Genomic DNA, 22,781 nt, shown 5'->3' with positions numbered 1-22,781 from the left:
CTGAGCCGGTGCGTGGAACGCCGGACGGCGCAGGGTGACATCTACTTGGCGCGTGACGTGCGGACAGGGCAACCCGCCCTTGTCGTCCGGCCCGAGGTCGAGGAGTCGATGCTCCTCGATACGACGCCCGAGGAGGTACTGGAGCAGTTCCCCAGTGCTTCGCTCGAAGTCACCTGGACGTCTTCCGATGCTCCCGCGTTCCGCGCCCTCCAGGTGCGCCAGCCTCGTTCGGCAGCTCCGGCCAAGGTGCACGAGGAACTGGCAGCCGTGGGTGACGACCTCCCGAAGATCTTGGAGCGCGCGATGAAGGCGCCGGAACTGCGCGAGCACCTGCTGGCGCCGCCGCTCACGCGTCGGCAGCGGTGGCGCGGCCTTGTGCGGCGCCAGGCGAACCGGGGGATAGAACTCGTCGCTCAGCGTTGGAAGGATGCCGCGCTCGGGTTTCTCGTCGTGGCGTTCCTGGGCAACTTGTTCTGGCCGCATCGCCAACAAGAGGCATCGTCACCCGAGTCTCCTCGAACGGCTGTCGCTGAGCGCCACGGGCCTGAATCCGTGGCCCTGACCAGCGGTGTTGGGCAGGATGCTGCGGAGGAGATCGAGGCGCCTGTGCTCCTCGTCAGCGAGGTGTCTCCCTTCATCGCTCGCGACATGCCGTCCCGACCTTTCAAGGTGCAGCGCCGGCCGCCGTGCCGCGGGAGCCAGAAGGAGATCAACGGGGGCTGCTGGGTGAAGGCGGATGTCGAGGACGCCCCGCCGTGTCCCGATGATCTCTACGAGTACAAGGGCGGGTGCTATGCGCCGGTGAAGGCCGAGCCGGAAGACGGGGCTTCTCGCTCAATCTCGAAGTAGCCGGCTTGCTTTTCAGTCGCACCAGCAGTAACGATTGTTGAAGTAGTACCGCAGCACCCGCTGACCTAGAACGGCGGGTATCCCAAAGCATTGCCACAGAATTCACCGGTTGGTCGTGATGGTCTGACCGGTGATAGGGCCCTGCAACCACGTGATGGTGCTGCAGGCGTGTCCGCGGGTTCCCGCTGGTGATTCTAGGCACCAGCGGGGCCTGTTTTGGGGTCGCCATGGGACGTCGTCACACGCTGCGCCGCTTCGCTCTCCACGCCCAGGATCCACAGGTTCGGACGGTGCGTCCCAGGCATGCACTGCCGTCGCTCACGCTCTCCACTCCGAGACTCAGCTCTCGCGTGCAGGGGGCGGTGCGCTGTCGTCGAGGACTCCTGGTGGTGCTGACTAGGAGTGCTCCTTCCGCACTACCTCCTTGAGCTGGCGCAGCAGTTGCTCTTCGCGCGCGTGCCTCCGCCGGTTCTCCGGAGTGGGCGCAGCGCGGCCAGGGTGACAACCTAAAAGGTTGTTGCCACACTTCAAACCTAATCCTTCGTTCAGTGCCGAGCTGGTGGGGTGAGTCGATGACTGAGTCTGAGCAGCGCACGTCCGGCGGACCGGACGACTTGATGGATGTGAAGGAGGCTGCGGAGTACGTGGGCGGCGTATCGCACCACACGTTCTACAAATGGGCGTCAGCGGGGCAGGTTCCCTGTGAGCGGCGCGGGCGTCGGCTTTTCTTCACGCGCCGCGGGCTCGACGCCTGGCGCAAGGCCCAACAGCACGGTGGGCACTGAAGATGGCTCGCGCACGCTTTCGTCCCTCCACTCGCGAGGGACACACCGGAGCAAGCCTCGTTCGCCACAAGGGCAAGCTGGGCGCCTGGTACGCCATCTACAAGGACGAGCACGGCGCGGAGAAGCGCATCCGGACGAGTGCGCGCACGGAGAGCGAGTGCAAGACGAAGGCGCAGGACCTTGAGCGTGCTGCGGAGGAGATTCGGCTCGGGCTGAAGAAGGCGGTGAAGCCCGACATGCCATTCCGCGAAGGCGTGAAGCTCTACCTGGACAGCCTATCCCCTGAGTACAGCAGCAAGTCGATGCTGGAAGGGCGCTTCCGGAACCGCGTCCTCCCTTACCTCGGCGACGTCATGTGCCGGGCGATGGTGCCGGCAGACGTGCGCCGCATGCTCAACGAGAACCAGGACGGCTCTCCGCAGACGCGCGAGCACCTGCGAGTGGCCGTCCAGGGCTGCTACACGTACCTCATCAACGAGTTCCGACTCGGAGGCATCGAGGGAAACCCGGCTGCCGGCATTCCGAAGGTGGCTGTCCCGAAGCGCCGACCGAAATTCCTTCAGCTCGCGGACATCCCGCGCCTTGTCGAGCACGTCGTCGCGCACCACCTGCCCATCTTCCTCTTCAACCTCGGGTGCGCGACCCGGAAGGGTGAAGCGTTCGCGCTTCAGTGGGCCGACCTCGACCTGGAGCAGGGCCTCGCGCACATCGAGCGCAGCCACACGAGAGCTACTACGAAGGGCGGCCGGGCGCGGACGGTACCGATTCCCGCGTGGCTTCTGTCGGTGATGCGCGAACTGCGGAAGACGTCGCGCAGTCGCTGGGTGTTCCCGGACGAGAAGGGGCACCAGCAGAAGCGCGCCGTGAAGATGCACCTCGTCATGCGTACCGCACTCGGACGCGCCGGCCTGGTGGACGGGTACGACCACGAATGCGTCACCCGCGGCAAGAGGAAGGGGTGCGGACATACGGAGCGGCGACAGGACGCGACGCGCGTGGCGTGCCCCAACTGCGGGTGCCTGTTGTGGCCGACGGCGGTACCAATCGACCTCAGCTTCAAGGACCTCCGCAGCACCTTTGCGACGTGGGCCTACGCGCAGACGGGGGACATCCGTTTCGTGCAGCAGATCCTCGGCCACCGCGACGTTCGCGTCACCGAGGAGCGGTACAGCCACGTGCTGGAGAACAACCTCATCGCCCAGGCGAACGCGGTGTCGTTCGGCGTCGACCTGGGGGCTATGGCGCTTCGGCTTGGCCCGTCATTGGCCTCCAGAAGCAACGATGAGCGGCAAAGAGAGGCCAAAAGAAGTGGGCCCGAGACACACAACTTGGCGACAAAACCCCAGGAGAAACAACAACATGCGAAATAGAGCGAAGAGAGGCGAAGGAAAGAACTGGCCTCCGGAGCCAAAGGCCGCAGGTTCGAATCCTGCATCGCGCGCAGATGTAAGGGCCCGGAATCACTGGGAAATCCCAGGGATTCCGGGCCTTTGCTTTTGGGGCGTGCGCTGCTCGCGGCGGTATGCCGGCGGGGCTTGGACGTTCCAGGGGATGGCGTTGCCTCAGCCCACCTGGAGACGGACTCATGAACCCTCGGAAGACGTCGTCGCCCCGCGCAGTCTGCCTGCTGGCCCTCCCGGTCCTGCTCTTGATGGGCATGGGCTGCGCGGCCCAACGCCAGCAGGTCGCGCTGGAGGATGAGGTCCGCGAACACGTGTATCGCAAGCAGCTCGCGGACGTGTGGCCCACGGCCCTTGCCCTGCTCAAGGACAAAGGCTTCTCGGTCATCGCGGATTCCACCCGCTACGAAGCCCGGACGGAATGGGCGCAGATCACTCCGCCCTCCTCGCTGGGGACCCACTACGCGACCTTCTTCGTGGTTGGCACCGAGCGCGGCTCCGGTCAATGCACCATCCGGTACTTCCGCAACGAGCGATCCGTCGCGGTCGTCCCCAGCCGGCCCGGCCAGGCGGATCAGCACCTGGAATACCAGCCGGATGGCATCCAGGGCTCGCGGCTCGTCCCCGCGGACCGCGACCGCGACCTGGAGTGGCAACTGCTCCAGCGCCTGGAGCCGGACTTCGCCCGCACCCTCGCGGCGAAACCGTGAGCCCGCCGTTGCTCGCGCTGGTGGCGCAGGGTCCTCCCCTTATCGAATGCCCCAGCTCCGGCCGAAGCGGGCCAGGCAGTGCCAGACCTTCTTGAGGGACTGGGGCTCCACCGACGCGTCCGAACGTGCCCGGCCCAGGATGAACGGCGTGAGGCGTTCATCGTCCGCGAGCTGCTCCGCGAGCCGGAGGATGTCGTCACCCCGGTAGCTCGCGTGAGGCCGCAGCTCGTTCAGCGTGACGGCGTAGCCCGGATGCCATTCCACGCAAACGCCCAACGCGCGCGCTTCGTCCTCGATGGGGGTTCCCTCGTAGCTGGGGTCGAGCACCAGGGCCTCGATGTCCTCTGGAATCCGGAGGTCGCCATGGACGTGGGCCTCGACGTACCAGTCCAGCGGATCCTCGAAGGGCGTGGCCTCCGCCAGGCCAATCAGCGCCATCCGCTCGGAGGTCCCGAAGGACGTGGGCTCGAAGACGCTGTCCGGGAAGCAGAAGCTGGAGCGGTCCAGCGCTGCCTCCGTCAGCCGGAAGTAGCTGGAGCCGAAGCGGGGTGAGCCCCCATGGGCCTCTCCGCGGAAGTTCAGCGAGCCGTACTTGGGGCGCTCGCTGCCGTGGCGCGCATCATAGAAGCCATTGAAGAGACGGCTCTCCCACCGCCAGCGGGCTCCGTCGGGAAACGCCGTGAGTCCGCCGTTGCTCGTGCGCGTCTCGAACTGGGAGCGGTACCGGCCGTCACGCCGCATCGCGGTCAGGATGCCGCTTCCCTCGAAGAGGACATCCGGATGGAAGTGCAGGGTGACCCGGAGCTGGCGATCCATGGGACCGCCCCGGGCCTGCGGGTGCACATGCTCCAGGGCGGGATGGCGCGAGCGCATGTCCCGCTCAGACGCCCGTCACCTGACGGATGAACGCGAGCATCCGCGAGCACGTCGTGTCCAGGTCCATGTGCGCCTCGGCCATGCGGCGGGCCTCCAGTCCCATGGCCTCCAGTGTAGCCGGGCGCTGCACCAGCGCGTCCAACATGTGCGCCAGCGCCGTGTAGTCCCCCGCTGGCACGATGCGCCCGTCCACGCCGTCACGCACCAGCTCACCCACGCCGCCCGCGGGCGTCGACACCACCGCCAGGCCCGCGGCCTTCGCCTCCGCGATGGCCCACGACGACATGTCCGCCATCGTCGGCAGCACGAAGAGGTCCGCCGCCTGCGCCAGGCCAATCAGCTCCGGCGAGTTCGGCTGTAGGCCCACGTGCACGCGCACCCCCGGCGGCGCCTCGAAGGGCGTGGACGTCACCATGTCCAGGTGCCAGCCCTTCCGCCGCGTATCGCGCGCCCAGCGCAAGAGCAGCTGGCCGCCCTTGCGCCCCAGGTCTCCTCCCACGAAGAGCAGCCGCACGACTCCGTCCCGGCGCTTCTTCTCCGGCGCGGGCCGCCACAGCGTCGTGTCCACGCTGGGCCAGACGACATGCACGCTCGTGTCGGGCACGCCGTACTCCTCCACCAGGGAGCGCTTGGTGAACTCGGAGAAGGACAGCAGCCCCTTCGCGATGGCGTACGTGCGCCGGTGCAGCACGTTCTTCGCCCGGCCCATCCAGCCCGCGTGCTGCGTGCGCAGGCCGTAATAGCGCAGGTATTCCTCCAGCCCGCTCGGCGTCGCGTCCGTGGAGATGACGCTCGGCACGCGGCGCATGAAGTCGTGCGACAGGTGCGCCATCCGCTGCGTGTGCACCACCGCGGCCCGCACCGGCTCCGTGGCGCAGGCCCGGTTCAGCGCACTCCGGGCGCGCAGCCCTCCGCGCACCGACAGCCGCGAGCGCACCAGCGGCAGCTGCTCCCAGACGTCATCCGCGTGCTCGTCGATGGGCAGCCACACCGGCACGATGTCGTCGCGGCGCGCCATCGCCCGCTTGAGGTTGTCCAGGAACACCGCGTTGCCGAGCGTCGTCTCGATGACGAACGCGATGCGTGGAGCTGAGGACTGCATCCGCTGCGCGCGCCTCCCCAGGGCCAGGGTGTCCCTCCCGGGCATATAGGTGCCCGGTGCGGTATCACCAACGGCACCCCGGGGCACCCGTCCGGATTCGCACGAAGAGGAGGGACCGCCGTCACGCCTCCGGCTGCGCGGGCTGTGCCGGCAGGTGGAAGCGCACCTGGCGCACGCGGCGCGGTGACGCCTCCATCACCTCCAGCACCGTGCCGTCCGGCATGGGCAGCTTCGTGCCCGGCTCCGGGATGGCGCCTCCCGCGAGCGCGATGCACAGGCCCGCGACGGTGGAGTAGTCCTCGCTCTCCTCCAGCTCCAGCTCCAGCGCGCGGTTCACCACGCGCAGGCTCGCCTCGCCCTGCACCACCGCGACGGTGGGGCCCTCGCGCCGCACCAGCTCCTCCGGCGTCTCGGACTCGCTGAGGATGTCCCCCACCAGCTCCTCCACCAGGTCCTCCACCGTCACCAGCCCCACCACGCCTCCGTGCTCGTCCACCACCACCGCCAGCTGCATCCGCCGGCGCTGCAGCTCCTTCATCGCAGCGATGGCGCGCATGGACTCCACCAGGAACAGCGGCGGGCGCAGCACGTCCTCCATGACGATGAGGTGCCCCTCCCAGGCCACGCCCAGCAGGTCCTTGGCCACGATGTAGCCCACCACGTTGTCCAGCGTGCCCTCGTACACCGGCATCCGCGAGTGCCCGTGCTCCAGCAGCACCTGGCGGATCTCCTCGTTGCTCGCGTGCCGGCGCAACGAGATGATGTGCTCGCGCGTCACCATCACCTCGCCCAGCGTCAAATCCCCCAGCGCGAAGGCCCGCGACGCAATCTCCCCCGCGCGCGGATCCAACGTGCCCTGCTTCGACGCCTCCTCCACCAACTGGAGCAACTCGTCAGGCGACAGGCGCGACTCGGAGAAGTTCGTCTTGTCCCCGAAGAGCTTCAGCACCACGTTGGAGCTCGCGGTGAGGAACCACACCAGGGGCCGCATCACCCACGCCAACGCCTTGAGGGGCCGGCCCAGCGTCAGCGCGTACTGCTCGGAGTAGCGCAGCGCCAGGGACTTGGGCACCAGCTCTCCCAGCACCAGCGACAGGTACGACACCAGCGCGACCACCAGCGCGAACGCGACCTGGCTCGCCGTGGCCTCCGGCACACCCAGCCCGGCCAGCACCCCCGACAGCCGGTGCGCGATGCTCGCGCCGCCGAAGGCCGCCGCCGTGGAGCCAATCACCGTGATGCCAATCTGCACCGTGGCCAGCAGCCGCTCCGGATCATCCCGCAGCGCCGCGACGGCCTTCGCGGACTTGCTGCCCTGCTCCAGCAGCTCCTTCAGCCGCGTCTTGCGCACGGACAGCAGGCCCAGCTCGGCGCCCGCGAAGACGCCGTTGGCCAAGACCAGCAAGAGGATGATGACGAGCTCCGTGACGATGGCGGCCCTCCTGGCTGGATCCACCTCGCCACGTGGCGGCGGGTGACGCCTCCAGTCCTACACCCCCAGCGATTGCAGGAGGAGCGACAATTGGTCGCGACTCGCTCCCTTGGGCAGGTAGTAGTGGGGACCGGACATGAGTGCGCTGCCCACATCCTGCGCCGCCGCGGAGGTGAGGAAGACGATGCGCGGGTTGGTGGACGCGCGTGGAAGCTTCTCCACCACCTCCAGGCCACTCATCCCCGGCATGTTCAGGTCCAGCAGCATGACGCCGAAGCGCTCGCCCCGCCGCAGCGAGTCGAGCGCCTCCTGTCCGTCCGCTGCCTCGGTGGTCTCATAACCGAGGTCCTCCAGGCTCACCCGGAGGAACTCCCTCCAGTCCGCATCGTCATCCACGACCAGGACCTTCCGAGCCCCATCATCCAGCGCGAGTCGCCCCAAGCATCCTCCTGACCTGAGGAGAACCTTCCGGGGCCCCGCTGGCATTCGCGCCACTTGTACTTGAGGACAGCCTCCAGCAGGCAGCCGGGCAGGCCCTAGAACAGCGCCATGCCCAGCTGGCCCACCAGGTACTGGAGGGCGGGCCTGACGTTGTGGACCGCCGTGCGCGGCTTCGCGGGCTCCGACGCCTGGCACCACGAGGGCTGGCCCACCAGCTGGCCGGCGATGTGGCTGAAGACGCGGAAGCGGCCCAGGTCCGTGCTGCTGCCGGAGTTGTAGACGCGCAAGGAGCGCTCGCCCGGGGTGCCCAGGTCCGCCTCGCTGGGGATGTGCCGGTGGCCGTGCAGCACCAGGTCCGCCCGGCCGCCCACGCGCTCCAGCAGTCGGCTTCCCAACGCGAGCTCCGACGCGTGGGGCAATCCGAACTTCGTGGCGATCCACTCCGGGAAGCTCTCCAGCGGCAGCGGCATCACGTGGTGGTGCAGCAGCACCGCGACCAGCGTGTCCTTCGGCGCCTGCTCCAGCGCGCGGTCCACTTCGTCCACGACGCCTTCCGTCAGTTCGCCGTGGCTGTGGAAATAGTTGCGGTTGTGTTCACCGGTGGAGTCCACGCAGACCAGGAAGAGGCCCGCCTTCTCCACCGTGTGGACCTTGCGACCCTCCATGAAGACGCTGCCCACATCCTCGCCGGGCCGGTCATGGTTGCCGGGGATGAAGGTGAGGCGTCCGGTCTCCATCCAGGGAGAGAAGTGTTCACGGAAGCGCTGGAACTCGGCGTGGGATCCGCGGTGCGTGAGGTCTCCCGTCACCACCACGTGATCCACTTCCTGCGCTGTCAGGGCCTTCACCAATGAGGACGCGGAGGCATCGCTCTCGCGGCTCATGTCCAGGTGAAGATCCGAAAGATGCGCCAGCTTCAGGGAGGGCATGTTGAAGGAGATAGGCATCGATTCTTCGAGCGGCGAGGGTTGCTGTACGAAGGTTCGTCAAAAGTTGGGCCAGCGTCGTTCACCCCACCCCGTTGCTGGGGATCCACTCCGTCGCGGGAGTGCCACGAGCACGCATCGGCACCAGGCGCGTGCCTGACACCACGCGCAACCGCGTGCCGCGCCAGTCCACCGTGCGCCTGAACGCGCCGTGCCACCACGCGGCGAAGAGCAGCGCGTCCTTCACCAGCACCGCGGGAGCCGCGCGCAAGGAAACGGGCTGGGGCCGCAGCGAGCGGAACACCGCCACGTCCACCCAGACCTTGCCCAGCGCCACCGCGAGCGCCGCCAGGCCCGTGAGCGCGGACGGGTGGATCAACGCGCCCAGCACCGCGAGCGGAACCGGGTTGAGGAGCGCCTGCGCCAGGTACGTCGAGGGCGATACCGCTGTGCGGTGGATGACGCTCCAGCGCAGGTAGCGCTGGAAGAAGGCGTCCACGCTCTTGCGCAGGGACACGTTGAAGACAGGGGCGTGCGCCAGCACCACGCGCTTGCCCAGCTTGCGCGTCACCCACTGGCCAATGACGTAGTCCTCCGCCAGCACGTCCTTCACGGAGAAGAAGCCGCCCAGCGCCTCCACGTCCTCGCGGCGCAGCGCCATGGACTTGCCCACCACGATGTCCCGGTCCGCCACGTGCTTCGCGGCGATCATCCCCGCCGCCGCGCTGGAGGACAGGTGCAGGTTGTCCAGGAGCGAACCGAAGGTCTTCTCACCCAGTCCCGCCACAGGGTGCGTCACGCAGCCCACCGTGGGGTCCTCGAATCCAGCGGCGATCTCCTCCAGGTAGCCGTCCCCCACGCGGGTGTTGCTGTCGCTCACCACCCACAAGTCGAACCGGGCCTCGGACGACAGCGTCACCAGCTGGTTCACCTTGGGGTTGAGGCCGGGCTCGCCCTCCTGGAGCACCACGCGCATGACGTGGGGCCACTTCGCCTGCGCGGCCCGAGCCACCGCGTAGGCGGGGTCGCGCGCGTCCTTCACGCCCAGCAGCACCTCGTAGTGGGGGTAGGGCAGCCGCGCGAAGCAGGCGAGGTTCGCCTCCAGGTCGTCATCCACGCCGCACAGCGGCTTGAGGATGGACAGGCCGGGGCGGTGCGTGGGGCCGGCGGGGACGGTGCGGCGGTGGCGGCGCACGAACAGCGCCTGGAGGAGGAGGGCGACGAGGCCCACTGCGGACGCGGCCAGGAGGAGGCTGGATGCGATGAGCATGTCGCCACCCTAGAGGTCCCACAAGGCGGGACCGGGGCGGCGGAACGGCGGGACGGCCAACTCGCCGTGACACGCCGGTGAAGCCGCCTACTCCAGGTCGCGGCTGCGCGGGTGGCGCACGTCCTTGCCACGCACCATGTAGATGACCATCTCCGCCACGTTGAGCGCGTGGTCGCCAATGCGCTCCAGGTGCTTCGCGATGAACATCAACGCCGTGGCCCGGCGGATGTTGCGCGAGTCCTCCATCATGTAGGCCAGCAGCTCGTTGAAGATTTTCAGGAAGAGGGCATCCAGCAGGTCGTCCCCCTTGAGGACGTCCTCCGCCTTGGCTGCGTCCCCGGACACGAACGCGTCCAGCGCCTTCTTCACCTGCTGCTGCGCCAGCTCCGCCAGCTTCGGCGTGTCCACGTATGGCGCCAGCGGCGGCGCCTGGTTCAGGTCCATGGCGCGCTCGGCGATGTTCACCGCCAGGTCACCAATGCGCTCCAGGTCGGTGACGATCTTCAGCGCCGTGGTGATGAGGCGCAAATCGGACGCGGCCGGCTGGCGCAGCGCGAGGATGCGGCGGCACAGGTCGTCGATGTCGACCTCCAGCCGGTTCACCTCGCGGTCCGCCCCTACCACCTGCTCCGCCAGTGCCGAGTCGCGGTCGGTGAGGGCGCGGGTGCTCTGGGAGATGAGGGCCTCCACCTTGGCCCCCATGGCGAGCAGCTTCTCGCGCAGGTTGCGCAGGTCCTGCTCGAATGCCTTGTCGGTGTGCGTGGCCGCCATGTCGTCCTGTTCCGTCGCGCGGGAGGGCTTCAGCCGAACTTCCCGGTGACGTAGTCCTCCGTGCGCTTCTCGTGGGGATTGGTGAAGATCTGCTCCGTGGGACCGCACTCCACCAATTCTCCCATGTAGAAGAAAGCCGTCCGGTCGCTCACGCGCGCGGCCTGCTGCATGTTGTGGGTCACGATGGCGATGGTGTACGTGGCCTTGAGCTCGTGGATGAGCTCTTCGATCTTCGCCGTGGCGATGGGATCCAGCGCGGACGCGGGCTCGTCCATCAGCAGCACCTCCGGCTCCACCGCCAGCGCGCGCGCGATGCACAGGCGCTGCTGCTGACCGCCGGACAGGCCCAGGGCGCTTTCCTCCATCCGGTCCTTCACCTCGTCCCACAGCGCAGCGCCGCGCAGGGACTTCTCCACCCGGGCGGCGAGCTTCGCCTTGTCCTTGAGCCCGCCCACGCGCAGGCCGTAGGCGACGTTCTCGAAGATGGACTTGGGGAAGGGGTTGGACTTCTGGAACACCATGCCCACGCGCCGGCGCAGGTCCACCACGTCCAGGGCGCGGTCGTGGATGCTGCGGCCGTCCAGGAACACGCTGCCGTCGTGGTTCGCGCCCGGGATGAGGTCGTTCATCCGGTTGAGCGAGCGCAGGAAGGTGGACTTGCCGCAGCCGGACGGGCCGATGAGCGCCGTCACCTTGTGCTCGGGGATGGCCAGGCTCACCTGCTTGATGGCCACCTTGCTGCCGTAGCGCAGGGTGAGCTCGCGGGCTTCCATCTTGTTGCGAGGCGTGGCGGAGGAGATGGGCATGGGATGAAGAGCGTCAGTGTCCGGCAGCGGCCTTGCGGCGCGTGCGCGTGCGGATGACGACCGCGACCAGGTTCAGGGCGAAGGTGAGGAGCAGCAGCACCAGCACCGTCGCGTACAGCAGCGGGCGGGTGGCCTCCACGTCCGGCGACTGCGTGGCCAGCACGTAGGTGTGGTAGCCCAGGTGCATGAACTGAGAGTTCAGGCTCGTGGGCAGGTCCGGCAGGAAGTACGCCGCGCCGGTGAAGAGGATGGGGGCCACTTCCCCCGCGCCGCGGGAGACGGCCAGCACCGCGCCGGTGAGGATGCCCGGCAGCGCGCCCGGCAGCACCACCCGCGCCAGCGTCTGCGACTGGGTGGCTCCCAGCGCCAGGCTCGCGGTGCGCTGCTCCTGAGGCACGGCGCGCAGCGCCTCTTCCGTGGACACGATGACGACGGGCAGGGTGAGCACCGCCAGCGTGAGCGACGCCCAGAGGATGCCCGGCTGGGCCCAGTGCAGCTCCTCGTAGCCCAGCGCGTGGTCCAGGCCCTTGCCCACGAAGAGGATGAAGAAGCCCAGGCCGAAGAGGCCGAACACGATGGAGGGCACGCCCGCCAGGTTCGCCACCGCCACGCGCACCGCGCGGGCCAGGAAGCTGGTGGGCCGGGCGTACTCATGCAGGTACACCGCGGTGAGCACGCCCACCGGCATCACCGCCAGGGTCATCAGCAGCGTGAGCGCCGCGGTGCCGAAGAGGGCGGGGAAGATGCCGCCGCCCATCATCCCGTCCGACGGCGCCTGGGAGAGGAACTGCCAGGAGACGTGGCTCCAGCCGCCCCGGACGACGTCCAGGAGGATGAGGGCGAGCATCGCCACCATGACGAACGCGGCCAGCCCCGTGAGGGACACGAGCGACAGGCCCACGACCTTGCGTGTGGCGTGCTTCACCCCGCACCTCCCTTGAGCCGCTGGATGACCTTCTTCGTCCACACCCCCGCGAGCATGTTGAGCACGAAGGTGAAGAGGAACAGCTCCACGCCGATGAAGAAGAGCAGCGCGTAGTGCGGGCTGCCCACCACCACCTCGCCCATCTCCGCGGCGATGGTGGCGGACAGCGAGCGCACGGAGTCCCCCAGGTTCCAGGACACGATGGCGGCGTTGCCGGAGGCCATGAGGACGATCATCGTCTCACCGATGGCGCGCCCGAAGCCCAGCACGCACGCGGCGAGGATGCCGGGGGCCGCCGCGGGGAGCACCACCTTCCAGGCCGTCTCCCAGGGCGTGGCGCCCAGCGCCAGGGAAGCCTCCCGGTAGCTGCGCGGCACGGCGGTGAGCGCGTCCTCGGTCACCGTGAAGATGACCGGCACGATGGCCAACGCCAGGCCCAGGCCCGCCACCACGGCGTTGAGCCGGGACGTGAAGCCGAACGTCTCCTGGAGGAAGGAGGCCATGACCATCAGGGCGAAGAAGCCCAGCACCACGGACGGGATGCCGGCGAGCAGTTCGATGGTGGGTTTTAGGATTTCGCGCAGGCGGCGGGGGGCGAACTCCGCGGCGAACAGCGCGCCGAAGATGCCCAGGGGCACGGCCACCAGCATGGACACGGCCGTCGTCTTCAGCGTGCCGATGAAGAGCGGAATCATGCTGACCTTGGGTACGCCGGACACCGGCTGCCACACGTAGCCCAGGGGCTTCCCCTTCCGCACCATCTGGGGAAGGAACATCTTGGAGAAGCTGGCCTCTTCGCGCGCCGCCGCGTCGGTGACGAGCGTCAGCGCCTCCTTCGCCACGAAGACGAGGATGAGCACCAGCGCGGCGATGCCCGTGAAGGCCACCGCGGTGATCAGCGCGGCGATGGCCTTCTCCTTCAGCTGGCGCCGGCGTGCCGCGGGCGACAGCATGGGCAGCGCCACCGGGGGCGCGAGGTCCTGCTCCTGCATGACGGCCTGTCTATCCAACATGGGAACCCCGCGCCGGGTGACAATCGCGTGACGCCAACTACTTCACAGGGAAGTAGCCGACCTGGGTGACGATGGCCTGACCCTCGGCGGACAGCGCGAAGTCGATGAACGCCTTCACTTCGCCCGCGGGCGCCTTGCCCAGGTAGAAGAACAGGTCGCGCGACAGCGGGTACTTGCCGCTCTTCACGTTCTCCGCGCTAGGGGCGAAGGTCTCGTTGCCCTTCTTCACCTTCAGCTCCTTGATGCCCTTGCCGTACGCGGCGCCGCCGTAGCCGATGCCGTTCTTCTCCTTGGCCACCGCGTTGACCACCGCGGCCGTGCCGGGGAGCGTCTGCGCCTCCGGGGCGAAGTCCTCGCCGCCCAGCACGTGGTCCTTCACGAAGACGTAGGTGCCGGAGGAGTTCTCACGCGAGTACGGGACGATGGGAGCGTCCTGTCCGCCCACGTCCTTCCAGTTCGTCGTGTCGCCCAGGTAGATGGCCTTGAGCTGCTCCGTGCTGAGCGCGTCCACCTTGTTGGTGTCGTTGACGTAGAAGGTGACGCCGTCCTTGGCCACGGACAGCGCGGTGGGCGCGGTCTTGTTGCGGGCGCGGATCTTCGCCGACTCCGCCTCCTTGATCTCCCGGCTGGACATGGCGATGTCGGTGGTGCCGTTCTGCAGGGCCGCCAGGCCCGTGCCGGAGCCGCCGCCCGTCACTTGAATCTTGGTGGCGGGGTTCTTCTTCATGAACGCCTCCGCCCAGCGCTGGGCGAGGATGACCATGGTGTCCGAGCCCTTCACCGTCACCGTGCCTGCCTGGGCGGTCAGCGGGAGGACGGCAAGCCCGAAGGCGACGAAGCTTGAGAGCAGAGTCTTCTTCATGAGGTGTCTCCTCCTCGAAGGGTGTCGAGGTCGCGTGACGATCTATGGACCCGATGTGGCCGTTTGACGGCCCTTGTGTGACAAATGGGTTACGGCAGGGAGCGCCTGGCTAACCGGCCGCCGGATCCACGATGCGATAGCCGACACCGCGCACCGTCTCCAGGAGGGCACGGGCAGGGCCCAGCTTGTCGCGCAGGCGCATCACGTGCGTGTCGATGGTGCGCGTCTCCAGCGCGCTGGACAGGCCCCAGACCTGCTCCAGCAGCTGTTCACGGGTCTGCACCCGGCCCAGGCGGGCCATGAGGTACTCCAGCAGGCGGAACTCCAGCGCGGTGAGGGGCGTCTCCTTCTCCTCCACGAAGAAGCGGTGCTGGGTGACGTCCAGGCGCAGGGGGCCCAGCGCCAGGGGCGGGTTGCCCTCCTGGGGCGAGGACGAGCGCCGGAGGATGGCCTTGAGCCGCAGCACCAGCTCGCGCACGGAGAAGGGCTTGACGACGTAGTCGTCCGCGCCGACCTCGAAGCCTCGGATGCGGTCCGCCTCCTCGCTCTTCGCGGTGAGCATGACGATGAGCACGTCACGCAGGCGGGGGTTGGCGCGCAGGTGGCGGCAGACCTCGATGCCGGACAGGTCCGGCAGCATCAGGTCCAGCAGCACCACGTCCGGGGTCTGCTCGCGCGCGGCGGTGAGCGCCGCCTCCCCGGTGAAGGCCACGCGGGTGGTGAAGCCCGCGCCGCGCAGGTTGAAGTCGATGAGCTCCGCTAGGTCGCGCTCGTCGTCGACGATGAGTACGTGGGACATGGCGGGCACGTACTGTGCGCGCATCGCTTCGCGCCTACGTGACGCGCCGGCAACAAGTGCGTCACGTCCGTCACGGAAGGGTGTGCGCGAATACGACGGGCGCGGACGGACCCCGAGGAGAAGGGGGACGGGGCCGTCCGCGCCACTTGTCCTCGCCTGGGCTGCGCGAGGCCACCTTTGGCGTGCGGCCTGGCGCATCCGCGCCGTGACCGTCGCCATTCATTTCGTTGGGCACCACCGGCATGACGGCGTCCACGCCGCGCGGCTCATGGGCTTCAGGCGCGGGAGACGGCGGACGTCAGACGGCGGCGGCTTCGTCCATGCCACCGCGGCGCGGCAGCTGTTTGCGGCGCAGCGCGATGCCTGGCTCATCCGGAGCGTCAGGCGGGGCCACGGGGGCCACGCCGCGCAACGCGGGTTGGAGCGAGGCGAGGAACGCGGCCAGGCCGCATTCGGTGGGGACCGGTTCGATGAACAGGCCGCCCGAACGGCGGTGCTTCTCCGCGAAGACCTTGATGCCGACGTCGGCACGGGGGTGGTCTTCCTCGAAGGGGCCCTGATTGCCCTGGCCCTGGCTCATCGGGACGGTGGGCGTGAAGGGCTTGTTGGGCGCCATCACGCCGGGCAGCAACCCGAGCCCGACGACGACCCCTGCCATCAGCATCAGCTTCAGCAGACTGCTCATGCGTGCCACGACCGACGCGCACGCGCGCTCCAGGCCGTGTCTTGCACCGGGAACCGCGAGGGCTGTGGCCTGGGGGGCATGCATGAGTCGCCGAAGCGAGCATCCTACCGCAACGGCTCTTCCCTCATGCGCCCCAATCCCGGAAAAGCACCTCGTCGCCCGCGAGGGTGGATCACGGGCGCCGCAGGGGCCGCCCTGGCGCAGCCATCCACTGCAGGGTGAATTCGCGGCCCTCGGGCCGCAGGGCGACCGCGCAGCCCTTGCGGAGCTTGTCCGGCAGGGCATGGCCCAGCGCGAGCGCGGCGGCGCGCTCCAGCGAGGGGTTGTGTCCCACCAGCGCCCAGCCCGGGCCCACGTCGAGCGCCAGCTTGAGCACGTTGCGGGCCGCGCCCTTCATGGGGACGAGCGCGGGGTGGACCTCCACGTGGGACAGGCCGAGCGCGTCCGCGAGCAGCTCCGCGGTCTGCACCGCGCGCACCAGGGGGCTGGTGATGATGCCCATGAGCGGCGTGAGGCGCGCGAGCTTCTTCGCGTGCTGACGGAAGGCGGCGCGGCCCTGCGGGGTGAGGGCGCGGGCCTCGTCGCCCAGGGCGTGGGAGTCCTCGGCCACGGCGTGGCGCACGAGGAGGATGGGCAGATCGCGTTCGGCCATGGGCGCGCGTTGTAGTGCTTTTCGCGCCCGCATGGATGTGACGAACGGGTGGACTGCTGAGTGGACTACTCCACACCGCCCATCAGGAAGGCGAGCAGGAGCAGCGCGAGCACGCCGGTGGTGATGGCGGCGAAGGCGCGGTCCTTCTGCGCGCGGAAGATGCCCAGGGACAGGGCCACGCGCAGCACGGGCACGGTGATCATCACCAGGAGCCCGGCCATCACGAAGGACTGGCCGCGCACGGCCATGACGCCCTCGAAGACGTCCGTCAGTTGGTGCGGCGCGTCGTCCGGCGAGGTGAGGCGCTGGAGCGCGTCCGGGGACGAGAAGTAGTCCGGGTGCCGGAAGAAGGTCATCACCATGCCGCACGCGACGAGCGACAGGCTGAGCAGCACGCCGCCGCGCAACAGCTGGCTGATGAGCAGCTCCGGCGTGAGCGGCACCACCTCGTCCTGCGCGACGGCGGTGGTGGTGGTCTCCGGAGGAGACGGAGGTTCGCCGGTGACCGAGCTCATCCGTGGATTCCCTTGGACAGCATCTCGTACGACACCCACAGCAGGACGGCCACGAAGAGCCTGCGCAGGGAGCCGCTCTTGAGCTTCGTGAGGTAGCGCGAGCCCGCGAACGCGCCCAGCGTGACGCCCACGCAGACGGGGCCGGCGATGAACGGGTCGATGTCGCCTCGCGCGAAGTAGATGCCCGCACTGGCCGCCGCCGTGACGCCAATCATGAAGTTGCTGGTGGCGGTGGAGACCTTGATGGGCAGCCCCATGGCCAGGTCCATGGCCGGCACCTTCAGCGCGCCGGAGCCGATGCCCAGGAGCCCGCTCACCGTGCCCGCGACGTACATGAGCCCCAGGCCCACGAGCGGACGGTGCACGCGGTACGCCACCTCGCCGCCGGTGGACACGTCGTAGTAGCTGCCGTGCAGCGCGAGCCGGTCCGCGAGGGCATCCGGCGGCGGCTCTTCGCGGGGTCTGCCGTCCTCGCGCAGCTTGCGCAGCATCGCGAGCGCCGAATAGGCCATCACCGCGCCGAAGAGGAAGTACAGCGCGCGCCCGCTCACCACGCCCGCGAGCATCGCGCCCGTGACGGCGCCCGCCACGGTGGCCAGCTCCAGGAACATGGCCACGCGCATGTTGGCCAGCCCGTCGCGCACGTACGCCGCCGCCGCGCCGCTGGACGTGGCGATGACGGACACGATGGAGGCTCCCACCGCGTAGCGGATGTCCACCTTGAGCACGAGCGTGAGGACGGGGATGAGGATGAGGCCACCGCCCAGGCCCAGCAGCGAACCCATCAGGCCCGCTCCAATGGAGATGCACAGCACGATGGCGACGAAATTGAACGGAGTGGCGTCCAAGACGGTGGCCATCTTCCTCCTGGCCCTCCTGCATGCAAGCGCTTCACGCGCAGCCCGTCTGGTTGCCCGCCCTGGACCGCCCCCCAAGGGTGAGGGGGCGGTGGACCTTCAACGTTGCCGGGGCGCGTTGGACGGCTTTGTGTCGTGTGCCGGCGGCGTGTCCGGGGGCTGCGGTATCTGCCAACCCTGGAAGAGCGGCCAGCCCCGGTAGGGATTGCCCCGGGTGGGTTCTTCCGTGGGTTCCGTTGGCTCCAGGCGCTGACCGGGGTGCGGTGGCGTGCGCAGCAGCACCCACGCCAGCACGACGCACAGCAAGCTCATGGCGACGATGCTCCACGCGCGCGTGCGGGGCTCCAGCTCCATCTAGAAGCGCCCCCGCTTGAGCAGGTCGCCCTTGGAGAGCGAACCCAGCAGGTGCCTGCGTCCATCCACCACGGGCAGCCGGTCCAACTCCGTGTGGCCGAAGCGCGCGGCCACCTCCGCCAGGGACAGGTCCGGGGTGATGGGCTGCACGCCGGTGTCCATCACGTCCGCGGCCACGGTGGCCTGGAGCAGCGAGTGGTCCGGCAGGTGGCCCTTGAGCGCGTCCAGGGTGATGACGCCCAACAGGCGCCCCTCCGCGTCGGTGACGTAGAGGTCCGCGCCCGCGGGCTGCTCCAGGAGCAGCACCACCACCTCGTCGAAGGGCGCGGAGGGAGGCACCCGCTGCGTGGCCGGTGACAAGAGCGAGCGCACGCCTTCCTCCCGCAGCCAGTGCGGCACGGAGGCGGGCACGCGCACGTCGCGCTTCGCGAGCACGGAGGTGTAGAGCGACTCCGGCTCCAGCCGGCGGCTGACGACGGCGGCCACCACCGCGGCGAGCATCAGCGGGAGGATGAGGTCGTAGTCGCCGGTCATCTCGAAGATCATCAGCACCGCGGACACGGACGCATGCGTGGTGCCCGCGAGCACCGCGCCCATGCCGAGCAGCGCGTAGGCCCCACTGGGCGCCGCCCCGCCCGGAAGCGCCCGCTCCACCATCATCCCGAACGCGCCGCCCAGGAGCGCGCCGAAGAAGAGGGACGGGGTGAAGAGACCGCCCGGCACCCCCGCGCCCGCGCACAGCGACGTCACCGCCAGCTTCGCCAGGGGCAGGATGAGCAGCAGCGTGAGGGGCAGCGTCCCGTGCAGCGCCATGTTCACGGAGTCGTAGCCGTTGCCCATGAGGTACGGCCCCGCGATGGCGGTGACGCCCACCACCGTCATCGCGACCAGCGGCATGAACGGGGTGAGCCACGAGGGCAGCTTGTCCAGCAGGTCGGACGTGAAGTTGATGCCGCGCACGTAGAGCGCGGAGGCCCCGCCCACGAGCACGCCCAGGATGAGCGCGAGCAGCAGTTCGCGCGGATGGGTGAGGGCGTAGTGGGGGATGACGTAGCTGGGATGGTCCGCGATGAGGGTGCGCGACACGAGCGTCGCCACCACGCACGACACGACGATGGGGCCGAAGAGCTCCAGCGCGAAGCTGCCCAGCAGCACCTCCAGACCGAAGAGGGCCGCGCCAATGGGGACGTTGTACGCGGACGCGATGCCCGCCGAAGCGCCGCACGCCACCAGCACGCGCGCCTGGCCCGGCCCCAACTTCAGCCATCCGGACATCGCGGAGCCACTGGCCGCGCCCGTCTGGAGGAGCGCGCCCTCGCGGCCCAGTGGAGCCCCCAGCGCCACCGCGATGATGGACACGAAGCCGCGTAGCAGTGCGCGGGGGAAGGGCAGCCGGCCGGACTTCACCCAGATGGACTCGATGATGCCCGCGGTGCCGTGGCCTCGCAGGGGCTGGCCCACCACCAGGGACACCAGCGTCACCAGCGCGCCGCCCAGCACCGGCACCAGGAACCGGCGCCAGCCCGGCGACGCGAGCGCCCCCTCCAGGAAGTGCTCGGAGTTGGTCTGCCAGAACAGGTGCTGGGTGAAGCGCAGCACGGCGAGCAGCGCCACCGCGCCCAGGCCGGAGATGAGGCCCACGCCCACCACCAGCACCCAGAAGCGCCGCTCCTGTCCCAACAGGCCCCGGAGGATCCGCCGCAGCCAGGGCGAGGGTGCCCCCGTCCTCAGGTCGGGATGTACGGCTCCGGATGCGGGTTCGGGCATGGCCTCCACACCTGTCCAATGTACGGAGGAGGGAAGGGCCTTCCCGGGACCGCACGGTATTTCCCGGAGGCTTCCGCCTGGCCGCCTGTCCTCCGGACGGACTGCCGGTCCGACGGAGTCCTGGCCACGTCCCGCTGCGTGCTTTTCGCGGGCTGTCGCGTTCCGGACGGGTGACCGGGCCGCCGGAGTCCTTGCCGCGCAGCGCTGCATGCCTCGCGCGGGCTGTCGCGTTCCGGATGGACTACTTGCCCGACGGAGTCCTGGCTCCCTTTCCCTGCGTGCTCTTCGCGGGTTGGCGAGCACCGGAGTCCCGAGGCGGGGCGCCCGTGGAGGGCTGGCCTTCCGGTTCACCCGTGAGGCCCAGGTGGATGCCGGGCGGCGGAGGGTTCTTCAGCACGGACTCCGTCCGCGTCGCGGGCTCGGTGATGTCCGGCGCGAAGCGGTCCGCCAGCTCCGCGGCGGCGTCGCTCATCTCGCGGTGCGCGACGATGGTGCGCTCCAGCGTCTTGCCCAGCCGGGCCGACGTGTCGAAGGTCTGCCGGGATTCGTCCGAGCCCGGCAGCGAGTCCTGGTACGAGAACGCGAGCGTCGCGTCCCGGCGCAGCGCATCCAGCAGCCGGGCCAGCTGCTGCTGCAGCTCCGCGTCCTGCTCCGCACGAGGGCGCTCCAGCAGGCCCCGCTCGCCGCCGAACCAGACGCGCCCCACCTTCCCGAAGCCCTCGTCCGCGGAGGCCAGGGGCACGTCCTCCATCACGAGCAGCGGGTGCACGCGGCGCGGGAAGTCCTGTTCATACAGCGCGAAGAGCAGGGTGCCGTCCGCGCGAGGGAACACCGCCGCGGTGCGCGAGCCGAAGGGGAAGAAGGGCGTGGCGGACACCTCCGCGCGCTTCGCCACGCGGGCCCGGGCCAGCGCGTCCAACGGCGTCGTGTCCTCCATGGCGCGCTTGGGCGTGCGGCGCAGGTTGTTCATCAGGTCGCGCGCCTGGTCGATGCCCACCACCACGTTGAGCGCGCTGCCTCGCGAATAGCCCGCGTGGTAGACGCCCACCAGCTCGAACTCGCCCGTCTTGCAGGAGATGGCGAGCACGGGCGACCCCGAGTTTCCCTGCGACAGGAGCGCGTCGATGACGAAGTCGTCGTGGTACCACTCCTTGTACTCGTCGCGGTCGTAGGCGGAGATGACCTTGCCCATGTTGGTGGCGTTGAAGACGCCCAGTGGGAAGCCGCGCACGTCCACCACGTCGCGCTCGCGCACGGCGGCGCTCCGGCCCACCTTCCACGGCATCACCGTCAGGGGCGTCTTGGACTTGATGACGGCCAGGTCCAGCTGCGGATCCACCACCGCCTTGGACAACGGAACGTCGTCGCGGTCGTAGTGGTCCGCCTCGTTCTCCACGATGCTCAGGCCGTCCTTCACGCGCTTGCAGCCGGAAGGCACGCCGTCCACCGGGCGCGCGTCGCTGGTGACGTCCGGCCACTCCACGACGTGCTCGTTGGTGAGCAGCAGCGTCTCCCCCGCCTGCTGCTTGTAAGCGAACGCGGTGCCGTGCGCGGACACCGGCGTGCGCGTGCGGCGCACGTTGCCCTCCGCTCCGTAGGACAGGCACTCGTACACGGCGGTGCTGCGCACGCAGTACGTGTACTTCTTCTTCATCGCCTGCTCGAAGGCCCGCGCCTTGGGGGACAGAGCGGCGTAGCTGTCCGCGTATTCGCCTTCGCAGTATGGCGCGGGCGGTGGTGACTCCTCCGCGGGCGCCTCCGTGGGCGGCGGAGTCGTAGAGGGCGCCTCTGCTCCGGCAGCGGTCAGGGACACCGCTACCACCGACAGTCCGACCATCCACCCGACCATGGCCCCTCCCGCGTTGTCGTCGCCTCAGGTGTTGCTAAGGCCCGGCGCGCCCGAGTGCATCTGTGCGTGCGGGAGGCCAAGCGGATTTCGGGCTGCGAAAAGCCCGCTGTCCGTCAGAAGTGACGGCGCGCCTGTCCATTCCCGGACGGGCCGTCCTGACGCACACGGTGGGCGTGGGCCTCACCCGTCCAGGTCGTTGAGCGCGTCGGGCGGAAGCGGTGATGCGCCCGTCACCGTGCCGTCCAGGTCCAGGGGCAGCGTGGACGGATCAACCTCTGGCGGAGGGTTGTTCTCGAAGGGCGCGGCGAGCACGGGGCGCGCACCTCCGGTCCCCGGGGGCGGACGCAGCACGGGCCCCGGAGGAGGCAGCCCCGAGTGCCGCCGCGCGGCCTCCATCAGGGCGTTGTGGTGGCGGTACCTTGCCTCCACGAGCTTGTGGATGAGCAGCGGCCCCCCGGGCACGCGGCGCGCGGTGAGGGCCTGGGTGGCCTTGCGCACCGGGTAGCGCACGCGGCGGATCTGCACGCGCCAGCCCTTGGGGGTGAAGGTGAAGACGCCGTAGGCGGGGCGCAGGTCGCCGTCGCGAGGAATCCCGGCGCTGGCCACGTCCGCGATGAGCATCCGGCCCACGCGCCGGCGGTAGGGGAAGTGCAGGTGCCCGAAGGCGCACGCGGCCGCGTCCAGGTGCGTGAAGAAGCGGCGCACCGCGACGTCGTCCAGCGTGGGGTCCAGCGACTCCTCCAGGTTGCGGGGGTTCGCGTGGCAGATGAACAGGTCCTGTCCCTTGCGCGGCGTGTAGCGCAGGGAGAAGGGCATCTGTCCCAGCTGGTGGAGCAGCGTGTCGCCCAGCTGGTCGCGCGTCCAGCGCAACAGCTCCGTCTTCCAGTGGTCGCGCTCGCGGTACGCGCCGCCCAGGTAGTTGCCGGCGAGGTACGCGTCCGTGTTGCCCATGATGAGGGCGTGGCACTTGCTGAAGAGCAGCTCCACCGTCTCGCGCGGGTGCGCGCCCCGCAGCGCCAGGTCTCCGGCCGCGACGATGTAATCCGGCGCCACCGATTTGGTGATGTCGTCCAGCACGGCCTCGCAGGCCGGAAGGTTCCCGTGAATGTCCGCGAGGATGGCGACCCGCATGGCC

At 69.3% G+C, this 22,781-nt stretch carries 24 protein-coding genes and 1 tRNA gene; 5 read left to right on the top strand and 20 right to left on the bottom strand.

Features of this window, described 5'->3' with window-relative positions:
* The first annotated feature begins 108 nt into the window (after positions 1-108).
* From D7Y15_RS08020 to D7Y15_RS08005, 5 genes are all read left to right on the top strand, one after another.
* The gene (locus D7Y15_RS08020; protein ID WP_148712720.1) at positions 109-849 is read left to right on the top strand and encodes a hypothetical protein; all 741 of its coding nucleotides are present in this window, start codon (positions 109-111) and stop codon (positions 847-849) included.
* Positions 850-1,421: 572 nt separating this feature from the next.
* Positions 1,422-1,634 carry a helix-turn-helix domain-containing protein gene (locus tag D7Y15_RS08015; protein ID WP_121752182.1) on the top strand — a complete coding sequence of 71 codons (213 nt, stop codon included), beginning with the start codon at positions 1,422-1,424 and terminating at the stop codon, positions 1,632-1,634.
* Positions 1,635-1,858: 224 nt separating this feature from the next.
* Complete coding sequence (locus tag D7Y15_RS08010; RefSeq protein WP_158629019.1) at positions 1,859-3,004, top strand: site-specific integrase; 1,146 nt, start codon at positions 1,859-1,861, stop codon at positions 3,002-3,004.
* Position 3,005: 1 nt separating this feature from the next.
* Positions 3,006-3,073 (top strand) — tRNA-Ser (locus D7Y15_RS44070).
* A 146-nt stretch (positions 3,074-3,219) separates the two neighbouring features.
* On the top strand, positions 3,220-3,744 hold the full coding sequence (locus tag D7Y15_RS08005; RefSeq protein WP_121752180.1) for a hypothetical protein: 525 nt from the start codon (positions 3,220-3,222) through the stop codon (positions 3,742-3,744).
* A 39-nt stretch (positions 3,745-3,783) separates the two neighbouring features.
* Here D7Y15_RS08005 and D7Y15_RS08000 read toward each other — a convergent pair whose 3' ends face one another.
* The 20 genes from D7Y15_RS08000 to D7Y15_RS07905 form a co-directional block, all read right to left on the bottom strand.
* Positions 3,784-4,560, bottom strand: a complete 777-nt coding sequence (locus D7Y15_RS08000) for a DUF3626 domain-containing protein (protein ID WP_233604857.1) — start codon at positions 4,558-4,560, stop codon at positions 3,784-3,786.
* Between the two features lie 64 nt (positions 4,561-4,624).
* Positions 4,625-5,722, bottom strand: a complete 1,098-nt coding sequence (locus tag D7Y15_RS07995) for a glycosyltransferase family 4 protein (RefSeq protein ID WP_120580406.1) — start codon at positions 5,720-5,722, stop codon at positions 4,625-4,627.
* Positions 5,723-5,843: 121 nt separating this feature from the next.
* A complete protein-coding gene (locus tag D7Y15_RS07990) occupies positions 5,844-7,127 on the bottom strand; it encodes a hemolysin family protein (protein WP_121752203.1) in 1,284 nt (427 codons plus the stop codon).
* A gap of 84 nt (positions 7,128-7,211) precedes the next feature.
* Complete coding sequence (locus D7Y15_RS07985; RefSeq protein WP_120567753.1) at positions 7,212-7,595, bottom strand: response regulator; 384 nt, start codon at positions 7,593-7,595, stop codon at positions 7,212-7,214.
* A 95-nt stretch (positions 7,596-7,690) separates the two neighbouring features.
* Entirely contained in the window at positions 7,691-8,542 is an 852-nt protein-coding gene (locus tag D7Y15_RS07980) for a metallophosphoesterase (RefSeq protein WP_120580408.1), read from the bottom strand.
* Between the two features lie 61 nt (positions 8,543-8,603).
* The gene (locus D7Y15_RS07975) at positions 8,604-9,791 is read right to left on the bottom strand and encodes a ceramide glucosyltransferase (RefSeq protein WP_120580409.1); all 1,188 of its coding nucleotides are present in this window, start codon (positions 9,789-9,791) and stop codon (positions 8,604-8,606) included.
* Positions 9,792-9,878: 87 nt separating this feature from the next.
* Positions 9,879-10,562 (bottom strand): phosphate signaling complex protein PhoU, encoded by a 684-nt coding sequence (phoU, locus tag D7Y15_RS07970; RefSeq protein WP_120567750.1) that lies wholly within the window; start codon positions 10,560-10,562, stop codon positions 9,879-9,881.
* A 29-nt stretch (positions 10,563-10,591) separates the two neighbouring features.
* Complete coding sequence (pstB, locus tag D7Y15_RS07965) at positions 10,592-11,335, bottom strand: phosphate ABC transporter ATP-binding protein PstB (protein WP_216671846.1); 744 nt, start codon at positions 11,333-11,335, stop codon at positions 10,592-10,594.
* Positions 11,336-11,381: 46 nt separating this feature from the next.
* A complete protein-coding gene (gene pstA, locus D7Y15_RS07960) occupies positions 11,382-12,293 on the bottom strand; it encodes a phosphate ABC transporter permease PstA (protein WP_121752177.1) in 912 nt (303 codons plus the stop codon).
* Positions 12,290-13,285 (bottom strand): phosphate ABC transporter permease subunit PstC, encoded by a 996-nt coding sequence (gene pstC, locus D7Y15_RS07955; RefSeq protein WP_169821295.1) that lies wholly within the window; start codon positions 13,283-13,285, stop codon positions 12,290-12,292. Before pstC ends, pstA begins: the two co-directional genes overlap by 4 nt.
* A 58-nt stretch (positions 13,286-13,343) precedes the next feature.
* Positions 13,344-14,168, bottom strand: a complete 825-nt coding sequence (locus D7Y15_RS07950; RefSeq protein ID WP_121752176.1) for a phosphate ABC transporter substrate-binding protein — start codon at positions 14,166-14,168, stop codon at positions 13,344-13,346.
* Between the two features lie 109 nt (positions 14,169-14,277).
* Complete coding sequence (locus tag D7Y15_RS07945; RefSeq protein WP_120580417.1) at positions 14,278-14,967, bottom strand: response regulator; 690 nt, start codon at positions 14,965-14,967, stop codon at positions 14,278-14,280.
* 298 nt (positions 14,968-15,265) lie between these two features.
* Positions 15,266-15,652 (bottom strand): hypothetical protein, encoded by a 387-nt coding sequence (locus tag D7Y15_RS07940; protein ID WP_121752175.1) that lies wholly within the window; start codon positions 15,650-15,652, stop codon positions 15,266-15,268.
* A gap of 172 nt (positions 15,653-15,824) precedes the next feature.
* A complete protein-coding gene (locus D7Y15_RS07935; protein WP_121752174.1) occupies positions 15,825-16,304 on the bottom strand; it encodes a histidine phosphatase family protein in 480 nt (159 codons plus the stop codon).
* A 65-nt stretch (positions 16,305-16,369) separates the two neighbouring features.
* Entirely contained in the window at positions 16,370-16,819 is a 450-nt protein-coding gene (locus D7Y15_RS07930) for a DUF1634 domain-containing protein (protein ID WP_121752173.1), read from the bottom strand.
* Entirely contained in the window at positions 16,816-17,679 is an 864-nt protein-coding gene (locus tag D7Y15_RS07925; RefSeq protein ID WP_120576312.1) for a sulfite exporter TauE/SafE family protein, read from the bottom strand. The genes D7Y15_RS07930 and D7Y15_RS07925 overlap by 4 nt, the downstream gene beginning before the upstream one ends.
* Before the next feature lie 96 nt (positions 17,680-17,775).
* Positions 17,776-17,988 carry a hypothetical protein gene (locus D7Y15_RS07920; RefSeq protein WP_233596813.1) on the bottom strand — a complete coding sequence of 71 codons (213 nt, stop codon included), beginning with the start codon at positions 17,986-17,988 and terminating at the stop codon, positions 17,776-17,778.
* Between the two features lie 42 nt (positions 17,989-18,030).
* Positions 18,031-19,797, bottom strand: a complete 1,767-nt coding sequence (locus D7Y15_RS07915) for a chloride channel protein (protein WP_121752201.1) — start codon at positions 19,795-19,797, stop codon at positions 18,031-18,033.
* 241 nt (positions 19,798-20,038) lie between these two features.
* The gene (locus D7Y15_RS07910) at positions 20,039-21,646 is read right to left on the bottom strand and encodes a S1C family serine protease (protein WP_120576309.1); all 1,608 of its coding nucleotides are present in this window, start codon (positions 21,644-21,646) and stop codon (positions 20,039-20,041) included.
* Positions 21,647-21,826: 180 nt separating this feature from the next.
* Positions 21,827-22,777 carry a metallophosphoesterase gene (locus D7Y15_RS07905; protein ID WP_120576308.1) on the bottom strand — a complete coding sequence of 317 codons (951 nt, stop codon included), beginning with the start codon at positions 22,775-22,777 and terminating at the stop codon, positions 21,827-21,829.
* Between the last annotated feature and the right edge of the window lie 4 nt (positions 22,778-22,781).

Source organism: Corallococcus sp. AB030 (genome assembly GCF_003668965.1).
Lineage (GTDB): Bacteria > Myxococcota > Myxococcia > Myxococcales > Myxococcaceae > Corallococcus > Corallococcus exiguus.
This window is presented reverse-complemented; position numbering and strand designations above follow the sequence as displayed.

Excerpts from the sequence above, each read along its gene's own strand:
- D7Y15_RS08020 (WP_148712720.1), top strand. The coding sequence starts at position 109 with ATGCTCCTCGATACGACGCCCGAGGAGGTACTGGAGCAGTTCCCCAGT.
- D7Y15_RS07910 (WP_120576309.1), bottom strand. The coding sequence starts at position 21,646 with ATGGTCGGGTGGATGGTCGGACTGTCGGTGGTAGCGGTGTCCCTGACC.
- pstC (WP_169821295.1), bottom strand. The coding sequence starts at position 13,285 with ATGCAGGAGCAGGACCTCGCGCCCCCGGTGGCGCTGCCCATGCTGTCG.
- pstB (WP_216671846.1), bottom strand. The coding sequence starts at position 11,335 with ATGGAAGCCCGCGAGCTCACCCTGCGCTACGGCAGCAAGGTGGCCATC.
- D7Y15_RS07950 (WP_121752176.1), bottom strand. The coding sequence starts at position 14,168 with ATGAAGAAGACTCTGCTCTCAAGCTTCGTCGCCTTCGGGCTTGCCGTC.
- D7Y15_RS07935 (WP_121752174.1), bottom strand. The coding sequence starts at position 16,304 with ATGGCCGAACGCGATCTGCCCATCCTCCTCGTGCGCCACGCCGTGGCC.
- D7Y15_RS07980 (WP_120580408.1), bottom strand. The coding sequence starts at position 8,542 with ATGCCTATCTCCTTCAACATGCCCTCCCTGAAGCTGGCGCATCTTTCG.
- D7Y15_RS07925 (WP_120576312.1), bottom strand. The coding sequence starts at position 17,679 with ATGGCCACCGTCTTGGACGCCACTCCGTTCAATTTCGTCGCCATCGTG.
- D7Y15_RS08005 (WP_121752180.1), top strand. The coding sequence starts at position 3,220 with ATGAACCCTCGGAAGACGTCGTCGCCCCGCGCAGTCTGCCTGCTGGCC.
- D7Y15_RS07940 (WP_121752175.1), bottom strand. The coding sequence starts at position 15,652 with ATGAGCAGTCTGCTGAAGCTGATGCTGATGGCAGGGGTCGTCGTCGGG.
- D7Y15_RS07945 (WP_120580417.1), bottom strand. The coding sequence starts at position 14,967 with ATGTCCCACGTACTCATCGTCGACGACGAGCGCGACCTAGCGGAGCTC.
- D7Y15_RS07915 (WP_121752201.1), bottom strand. The coding sequence starts at position 19,797 with ATGCCCGAACCCGCATCCGGAGCCGTACATCCCGACCTGAGGACGGGG.
- D7Y15_RS08000 (WP_233604857.1), bottom strand. The coding sequence starts at position 4,560 with ATGGATCGCCAGCTCCGGGTCACCCTGCACTTCCATCCGGATGTCCTC.
- D7Y15_RS07995 (WP_120580406.1), bottom strand. The coding sequence starts at position 5,722 with ATGCAGTCCTCAGCTCCACGCATCGCGTTCGTCATCGAGACGACGCTC.
- D7Y15_RS07920 (WP_233596813.1), bottom strand. The coding sequence starts at position 17,988 with ATGAGCTTGCTGTGCGTCGTGCTGGCGTGGGTGCTGCTGCGCACGCCA.
- D7Y15_RS07930 (WP_121752173.1), bottom strand. The coding sequence starts at position 16,819 with ATGAGCTCGGTCACCGGCGAACCTCCGTCTCCTCCGGAGACCACCACC.
- D7Y15_RS07905 (WP_120576308.1), bottom strand. The coding sequence starts at position 22,777 with ATGCGGGTCGCCATCCTCGCGGACATTCACGGGAACCTTCCGGCCTGC.
- phoU (WP_120567750.1), bottom strand. The coding sequence starts at position 10,562 with ATGGCGGCCACGCACACCGACAAGGCATTCGAGCAGGACCTGCGCAAC.
- D7Y15_RS07975 (WP_120580409.1), bottom strand. The coding sequence starts at position 9,791 with ATGCTCATCGCATCCAGCCTCCTCCTGGCCGCGTCCGCAGTGGGCCTC.
- D7Y15_RS08015 (WP_121752182.1), top strand. The coding sequence starts at position 1,422 with ATGACTGAGTCTGAGCAGCGCACGTCCGGCGGACCGGACGACTTGATG.